Below are 797 nucleotides of genomic sequence, written 5' to 3'. Positions count from 1 at the left end.
AACGCAAACGTAAATTATGATTTTAGTAGCGCTCGCGGGCAAAATTTAAAAGCACGCGAGGAAAAAGAGGCTATAAATTTAACCTCAAATTTGGCGCCTTCTCGATCAAATTTGACCGAACCGATTGATTATTATGCTCTCGATCCTGACGAACTGGACGAAAATGAGCTTGCCGTTTGGGCGCAAAACGTAGAGTTTTCAAAACTAAACGACAAGCAGCAAAATAGGCTTCTTGCTATAAAAATGGGCTTTAAAAAACCGATATATAAACCTTATGATCCCGTGGTTGCACGTAAGGCGTATTCGCTAAGCGGCTATACGGAAGATGATAAAATCAGCATTTGGGGCAAGATAAACGGGCTTGATCCAAGCATGAGCAAGGGCGAGGTCGCAGAGCTAAAGAAATTTATAGATAGCACGAAGGTCTTGCAAAACAATTCAAACATGGAAAACGATGTTTTTAGCGTAGATGGGTTTATGGGTGCGTTTAGTGTGGATCTAGGAAGCTTTGGAGTTGGTCATACGAAGGGTATTGGGCTTAAAATGGCGGTCGATATGGCAAAGCTACTAGACTCCGATATGGATTTGGAAAAATTTAAAGATAAATGGCTTGAGGTTGCCGCCGAAAAGATACTAGGAGAGAATGCAAAGGTTAAAATATCGCTCAAAGACGGCAAGCTAAATTTCGACCGGATATCAGGAAAACGGCCTGCGGTCTTTTGGGGGACAAGAGATGGTAAAGCAGGTAAGCTACGCAGACGAAGCAGCTAAAAAAGAGTTTTTAAATTTCTTAAAAG

1 pseudogene is annotated in these 797 nt (G+C 41.7%); it reads left to right on the top strand.

What is annotated here, in order from left to right:
- Positions 1-771, top strand: a pseudogene (locus tag H740_RS11820) (hypothetical protein); the annotation flags it as partial.
- Positions 772-797 lie beyond the last annotated feature (26 nt).

It is taken from the genome of Campylobacter showae CC57C (genome assembly GCF_000344295.2).
GTDB classification, from domain to species: Bacteria; Campylobacterota; Campylobacteria; order Campylobacterales; family Campylobacteraceae; genus Campylobacter_A; species Campylobacter_A showae_B.
This window is presented reverse-complemented; position numbering and strand designations above follow the sequence as displayed.